General features: G+C 42.2%; 9 protein-coding genes. 8 read left to right on the plus strand and 1 reads right to left on the minus strand.

Annotation, left to right across the window (positions count from 1 at the left end; genetic code table 11):
* The first annotated feature begins 57 nt into the window (after positions 1 to 57).
* Complete coding sequence (locus tag FTT98_RS13730; protein ID WP_180177486.1) at positions 58 to 735, plus strand: TetR family transcriptional regulator; 678 nt, start codon at positions 58 to 60, stop codon at positions 733 to 735.
* Between the two features lie 60 nt (positions 736 to 795).
* On the opposite strand, the gene FTT98_RS13735 is transcribed toward FTT98_RS13730, so the two are convergent.
* On the minus strand, positions 796 to 1,413 hold the full coding sequence (locus tag FTT98_RS13735) for a thiol:disulfide interchange protein DsbA/DsbL (protein ID WP_078193271.1): 618 nt from the start codon (positions 1,411 to 1,413) through the stop codon (positions 796 to 798).
* A gap of 182 nt (positions 1,414 to 1,595) precedes the next feature.
* Between FTT98_RS13735 and ubiG the strand changes: the two genes are divergently transcribed.
* From ubiG to FTT98_RS13770, 7 genes are all read left to right on the plus strand, one after another.
* Positions 1,596 to 2,306 carry a bifunctional 2-polyprenyl-6-hydroxyphenol methylase/3-demethylubiquinol 3-O-methyltransferase UbiG gene (gene ubiG, locus FTT98_RS13740; RefSeq protein ID WP_078190637.1) on the plus strand — a complete coding sequence of 237 codons (711 nt, stop codon included), beginning with the start codon at positions 1,596 to 1,598 and terminating at the stop codon, positions 2,304 to 2,306.
* Positions 2,306 to 3,004 (plus strand): HAD family hydrolase, encoded by a 699-nt coding sequence (locus FTT98_RS13745; RefSeq protein ID WP_180008597.1) that lies wholly within the window; start codon positions 2,306 to 2,308, stop codon positions 3,002 to 3,004. The genes ubiG and FTT98_RS13745 overlap by 1 nt, the downstream gene beginning before the upstream one ends.
* A 36-nt stretch (positions 3,005 to 3,040) precedes the next feature.
* A complete protein-coding gene (locus tag FTT98_RS13750; protein WP_078190639.1) occupies positions 3,041 to 3,790 on the plus strand; it encodes a YciK family oxidoreductase in 750 nt (249 codons plus the stop codon).
* Positions 3,791 to 3,958: 168 nt separating this feature from the next.
* Positions 3,959 to 4,378, plus strand: a complete 420-nt coding sequence (locus FTT98_RS13755; RefSeq protein ID WP_180177487.1) for a hypothetical protein — start codon at positions 3,959 to 3,961, stop codon at positions 4,376 to 4,378.
* A gap of 232 nt (positions 4,379 to 4,610) precedes the next feature.
* Positions 4,611 to 4,766, plus strand: coding sequence for a hypothetical protein (locus FTT98_RS13760; RefSeq protein WP_180177488.1), 156 nt, complete (start codon positions 4,611 to 4,613; stop codon positions 4,764 to 4,766).
* Between the two features lie 310 nt (positions 4,767 to 5,076).
* Complete coding sequence (locus FTT98_RS13765; protein ID WP_180177489.1) at positions 5,077 to 5,487, plus strand: RcnB family protein; 411 nt, start codon at positions 5,077 to 5,079, stop codon at positions 5,485 to 5,487.
* Positions 5,488 to 5,729: 242 nt separating this feature from the next.
* Positions 5,730 to 6,140, plus strand: coding sequence for an RcnB family protein (locus tag FTT98_RS13770; protein WP_168379728.1), 411 nt, complete (start codon positions 5,730 to 5,732; stop codon positions 6,138 to 6,140).
* Positions 6,141 to 6,339: the final 199 nt, after the last annotated feature.

Consider the following 6,339-nt stretch of genomic DNA (forward strand, 5'->3'; position numbering starts at 1 on the left):
CGTACGACATCAGGAAATTTGTTAGACTGAAGCCACGCAAAATTCAGGACGAATTGCATGTCGATACGGGAAGAACGTAAGCAACAAAGTCGTAAAGCCATCCTTGATGCAGCGCTTGCATTAAGTACTACGGGCCGTTCTTTCAGTAGTCTGAGCTTACGCAAAATTTCCCGTCATGTCGGCTTGGTTCCTGCTGCGTTTTATCGCCATTTTCAGGACATGGACGAGCTCGGCTTGGAGCTGGTCGACCAAATGGCCTTGCACCTTCGCAATGTCCTCAATCAACTGAGTCAGCAATGCTTTCAAGCACCCGATGCACGTACACGACAGAGTCTGGATTATTTATTTCATGCCGTAGAACAATTTCCTGAGGCATGGATGTTTCTCATTGCAGAGCGTTGGGGTGGTTCAGCTTCCTTAAGACAAGCCATTACACGTGAGTTTAATTTTCTCAGTACCGATTTGGCCCATGCACTGGCTCAAGTTGAAGCGACTCAACATATTCAATCCGAACAAGACCTCAAAGTATTGGGACAAATTTTGTTTGAATTGGCCTTGAGTTGGGCAATGCAGTGGATTGACTTACATCGACATGTTGAGCTTCCACAACGTACGGATGCGCTACAACAATTTCGCCGCCAAGCTCAGACCCAAGTTCAGCTCTTATTTCGTGGCATCTTGCATTGGGATCGATCTTTGGCTCAAATCGCTGATCCGCAAAATTTATCGACTTAAAACGCAAAATGTACCGGCATAAAAAAAGCCGCATCGAGTGCGGCTTTTTCAAAACATCTGTTATTTCGCTTTACGTTCTTTATCAACAAGGAATTTCACGATTTCAACGGTACGTGCATCTTCACCTTGTACGATGTATTTACCATTGACGGTAATCGCAGGCACGCCGCTCAATTGATATTGAGCCGCTAAGTTTTTCGCTTGAGCAATTTTTGAAGACACAGCAAATGATTTAAATGTGCTGTTAAATTTCGCTTCAGGAACACCATAACGGGTGTAGAACTTAGCAAATGCGCCTTGTTCTAAGATATTTTTTTGACCCACATGAATGTCATGGAACAATTGTAAATGTGCTTTTTGACGAACACCCAGTGCTTCCGATGCATAGTAAGCACGCGCGCCTTGTTCCCAAAGTGGATTCATTGCTGCAGGTGTACGGACAAAACGTACATCTTTAGGCAATTGCTTTAACCACGTTTGCATATGCGGTTCTAATGTAAAACAATGTGGGCAGCCATACCAAAAGAACTCACGGACTTCGATTTTACCCGGACGTTCGACTTTAATCGGTTTTGGAATAACTGTGTAATCAGTCCCCGCGACAAATTGCGCTGCCATCGCACTGCCAGAAAAAGCCAAAATAGCTGTTGTAATCGTGCCTAAAAGGAATTTTTTCATTGAACTTATCGTCCTCAAAATCATTATGATTAGTTTATGGCAACACTATAAATCAAATCTGTCGATTTCGTTTTCATTCTGTGAACTTTTTTAAGGCTTTTATCGCTTTTTTTTCAGGACGCGCTACACTAACTCCCATAAACTTTTTTCTAAAATATAAAGACTTGATTGAGGTGCAACCGATGTCGCAATTGAATGTTGATCCACAAGAAATTGCCAAATTTGAAGCTTTCGCAGCCATATGGTGGGATCAGCATTCTGAGTTCCGCCCTTTGCACATGATTAATCCCCTGCGTTTGAACTGGATTGATGAGCATTCAAATGGTATCACTGGCAAGAAAGTATTAGATGTGGGCTGTGGCGGCGGTATTTTAGCTGAAAGCATGGCACGTCGCGGTGCGCAAGTATTGGGTATCGACATGGGCGAAGCGCCGTTGAATGTTGCACGCTTACATGCCGAACAAGAAAATGTACAAAATATTGAATATCGCCAAGTACCTGTAGAGCAATTGGCAGAAGAGCAAGCAGGTCAATATGACGTCGTCACCTGTATGGAAATGCTCGAACACGTACCCGATCCAGCTTCGATCATTTTAGCCTGTCAAAAGCTGGTAAAACCGGGTGGTCATGTGTTCTTCTCGACCATTAACCGTAATCCTAAAGCCTATTTGTTTGCGATTATTGGTGCGGAATATGTTTTACGCATGTTGGCGAAAGGCACTCATGATTATTCGAAGTTTATTAAACCTTCAGAATTAGCTCATGATATTCGTCAAGCCGAGTTAAAACTCAAAGATATGACAGGTTTACATTATAACCCAATCACCAAACGCTATTGGCTCGCACCGAATGTGGATGTGAACTACATGGTTCATACGGTGAAAGAAGCCTAATGAAAGCTGTACTCTTTGATCTTGACGGTACATTGATTGATACCGCGGCTGATTTTATTCGTATTATTCAAGACATGTGCCGTGACAAAGGCATTGCGGTGGTCAGTGCAGAAGACATTCGTGTACAAGTGTCTGAAGGCGCGCGTGCCATGGTCAAACTGGTCTATCCAGAGTTAGACGTTGAAGACCCTATTTTTCTGGCACATCGTCAACGTTTTTTAGCACTTTATGGTGCAGATATTGCCGTCGATACAGACCTTTTTGAAGGCATGTATCCGCTACTCGATGAACTGGAACAGCATCAAATTCCGTGGGGTATCGTCACCAATAAACCGCGCTCACTCAGTGAAGCGCTGCTTAAAGCGCTGAATTTGACTGAGCGCTGCTCGGTATTGGTTTGCCCAGATGATGTCAGTAAAACCAAGCCAGACCCAGAGCCGATGTATTTAGCCGCCAAGCACATCCATCTAGATGCTCAAGACTGTATCTATGTCGGTGATCATCCACGTGATATCGATGCCGGTCGTAATGCGCAGATGTACACGATTCTTGCGGCTTATGGCTATTTACCTTTACAACACAAAGATGACTTAACAGCTTGGCATGCAGATTGTATAGTGAAGACTGTTGCTGAACTGCATGAAGTCATTCATGATTTGGTCATCAAACCGAAAACGCTCAACACAGCGACTTTATAACGATAGAACACAACACAATAAAACGAGGAGGTACGGATGAAATATTCAGAATATCAACCTCGCCCCGATCTGCTCAAAGATCGCATTATCCTGATTACAGGTGCGGGCGATGGTATTGGCCGTGCGGCTGCCCTCAGTTATGCCTTACATGGCGCAACCGTGGTCTTACATGGACGCACACTGAATAAACTAGAAGTGATTTACGATGAAATTGAAGGCTTGGGTGCCCCCCAACCGGCGATTTTACCGCTACAACTGTCTAGTGCCTCTCCTCGTGATTATGAGCTGTTGGTCGATACCTTAGAAAAGCAATTTGGTCGCCTAGACGGCATTTTGCATAATGCCGGGATTTTGGGTGAGCGGACTGAACTAGAACATTATCCTGTGGATGTATGGGATGATGTTATGGCGGTGAACCTTCGTGCGCCTTTTGTACTGACTCAAGAGCTAATGCCATTACTGCAAAAATCTGAGCATGCCTCAGTGGTCTTTGCCAGTTCGGGTGTGGGACGTGAAGCCCGTGAACGTTGGGGCGCGTACTCGGTCTCAAAAATTGCCATTGAAGCCGTGAGTACATTGTTCGCCAAAGAAAATGAACACCCCAATATTCGTTTTAACTGCATTAATCCCGGTGCGACACGTACTGCCATGCGTGCAAAGGCGTATCCAGACGAAGATCCAAAAACTTTGCCTACGCCTGAAAGCATCATGCCTGCATATTTATATTTAATGGGTGACGACAGCTTGCATTTAACCGGTGCCAGCATAGATGCCCAAGATGAATAAGCTGAAAGCCAATTTAAAAAAGGAAGCGCAAGCTTCCTTTTTTATGTATTGAATGCCTACAAGACATCATTAACCGACTGATTTCGCGGTGTCCACGCGAAAGTCGACTTGAGTTTTTAGCAAATTTGCCGATACTTGGGGCATTCTTTAAAAACATTGGATTGATACATGTCTGACTTTAGCAATATTACAGTGACTCCAACTGAGGATGGCATGGTTAACCTACTGGTCGATGGTCAACCGATTTCAGCAAAATATGGCATGAAATTCGACCCGAGTATCGTGGACGATTTAAAGGGCTTAGATGTCGGTCAAAATGCAAAATTATTTGAACAATTTATTTTTTCGCATACTGACTTAAACTTTGAGCATACCTATTTCTATGTCACTTGCATTCAAAAGCAAGAAGCAGGCTTTCAAGTGATCACTAACTTTGTTTATCGCATCATTGCGCAAGATCAAGCACCGTTTGAGCATGTGATTACCAAACAAGGTGCAGCAATGACACCTGAAGATATTAATGAATTTATTCAAGCTCATATTCAAAAATCATTAACGGATTATACCGACCTGAAATACGCATACTAATTACGTTCCAAGTGACACATTTAGAACTAAAAAGGGCCATTTGATGCCCTTTTTTTAAACTCTTAGATTAGCATTTGAAATTCAACAAGCTTTGATCAATAGACAGCTTCATTACCCAATTTGCCATTGATCGTATTTTTAAATTATTTTTATAATAATATTCGATTTTTCAAATTAAATATAAAAGCATAGACTGCTTGCCATGACATAGACCGACGGCAAGGAGACCCAAATGGCTGATCAAACACGCAAAATTGAAACCATTCGTTCAATTAAAAACTTACAACTGACTGAAAATTTGATCTCTGCAATGGACGATGCCGAGCAAGCTGAATCTGTGGCTCAAGCGATTTATTCACTCCAATGCCTCAATGAGCAGTGGTACTAAAACCCGAATTTACCCACCGTTTTCATTCCAGTATCTCTACCCTATTTGCCCATCAAGACTTGATGGGCGTTTTTGATCGTGCTTACAATAGACCTCAAATTTAATCAAAGCTGCATTGTAAGGATAAAAAGCACGCATTATCGGACCATCTCTTCCAAGATGGAAAGATTGTTCTCGGCGCCAAATTTATCGCATAATATCCGCAATCTCTTCGTTTTATTTAAAGAAATATTCATCTTTCTTCACAGTTTCTCTGCATTTAATGCGTACAGTAGTGATATTGAAGATAAATTACTCATGAGGGTTGAACATGAAAAAGATTTTGCCAATTTTGGCTATTTCTTTCAGTGCTTTAATAGCAAGCAGCATCACGTCTGCAGCGCCTCACTTCAAGAACGATGAACGTGGCTTTGATGGCCCACGCGGCAATGCATATGGTCAAATGAAAAAAGATCGTGAATTCCGTGGTTATCAGGACGATGACGATCTTGAAGATCGACGCCGTATGCGTGAACAACGTGGAGTCAAACGTTTGCAACAACATAAATGGCAAACGGGCTATGTGATGCCACAGCATTATCGTGGTAATGGTTATAAAGTCGATTATAAAGACCATAACTTACCTAAACCATCGCGTAATCAGCAATGGTATAAAATCAATAATGACTACATATTGGTCAACTCAGATAGTAACAGTATTCTGAAAATTTTAGGTATGTAAGCCGTTTTGAATTTAATTTCGCCATATTTTTAAAGTCCAGATCAACTCTGGGCTTTTTTTATGAGGTTTTTTTAATGTTTAACCGCAAAAGCTGATGCTGCCTAACGTTTAGATCATTTACACACCTTCAAATTTCCTCCATACATTTCACAATTCAACTATATTGCCCCCACGCTTTCTCTGAACTTTCTCGCTAATTTTGAATCATCGAAAAACAGATTAGAAATGTATAGAGGTGTCCCATGAACAAAATCGTATCGAGTTTAGTTCTTTCCGTATCGGCTTTGATGGCAACAACAGCAGCCATTGCTGCGCCAGACCATCGTCAAGATGACCGCCGTTACCATCCGTCATACCAACATCAAGACAACCGTTGGGACAAAGATCACCGTCCGAGCAATTGGAATAACAACAACCGTTATGACAATAATCGCTACGACCGTAATGACTTTCGTCGTGTAAATCCAAGCCGCGATTGGCGTGTTGGTCAAAGCTTTCCTCGTTATTTCGATTCAAGCCGCTACAAAGTGAGTGATCGTGAAGCGCGCCGCTTACCGAACACCGGTCGTTATCAACAATGGTACAAAATCAATGGTGACTACGTGTTAGTCAATGATCGTACCGATCGCATCATTCGCATTAAGAATGGCTAATCATTCGACGATCTCTTAAGTCCCTTTCCCAACACCTGAACACTGTTCAGGTGTTTTTTTATCAAATAGAGGGTAAAACTCTGTCCTTCAGGTCAGAGATATAAGCGACACGACCTGAAGTGTCGTTTGATTTAACTAAGGACTATTTTCCTTGAGTTTTGATTGTTAATATAAGTACATGAAAACCCTTAAATTACGT

Source organism: Acinetobacter sp. YH12039 (genome assembly GCF_013420015.1).
In the GTDB taxonomy this organism is placed as follows: Bacteria; Pseudomonadota; Gammaproteobacteria; order Pseudomonadales; family Moraxellaceae; genus Acinetobacter; species Acinetobacter amyesii.

Coding starts and splice junctions, on each gene's coding strand:
- FTT98_RS13730 (WP_180177486.1), top strand. CDS start 58: ATGTCGATACGGGAAGAACGTAAGCAACAAAGTCGTAAAGCCATCCTT.
- FTT98_RS13735 (WP_078193271.1), bottom strand. CDS start 1,413: ATGAAAAAATTCCTTTTAGGCACGATTACAACAGCTATTTTGGCTTTT.
- ubiG (WP_078190637.1), top strand. CDS start 1,596: ATGTCGCAATTGAATGTTGATCCACAAGAAATTGCCAAATTTGAAGCT.
- FTT98_RS13745 (WP_180008597.1), top strand. CDS start 2,306: ATGAAAGCTGTACTCTTTGATCTTGACGGTACATTGATTGATACCGCG.
- FTT98_RS13750 (WP_078190639.1), top strand. CDS start 3,041: ATGAAATATTCAGAATATCAACCTCGCCCCGATCTGCTCAAAGATCGC.
- FTT98_RS13755 (WP_180177487.1), top strand. CDS start 3,959: ATGTCTGACTTTAGCAATATTACAGTGACTCCAACTGAGGATGGCATG.
- FTT98_RS13760 (WP_180177488.1), top strand. CDS start 4,611: ATGGCTGATCAAACACGCAAAATTGAAACCATTCGTTCAATTAAAAAC.
- FTT98_RS13765 (WP_180177489.1), top strand. CDS start 5,077: ATGAAAAAGATTTTGCCAATTTTGGCTATTTCTTTCAGTGCTTTAATA.
- FTT98_RS13770 (WP_168379728.1), top strand. CDS start 5,730: ATGAACAAAATCGTATCGAGTTTAGTTCTTTCCGTATCGGCTTTGATG.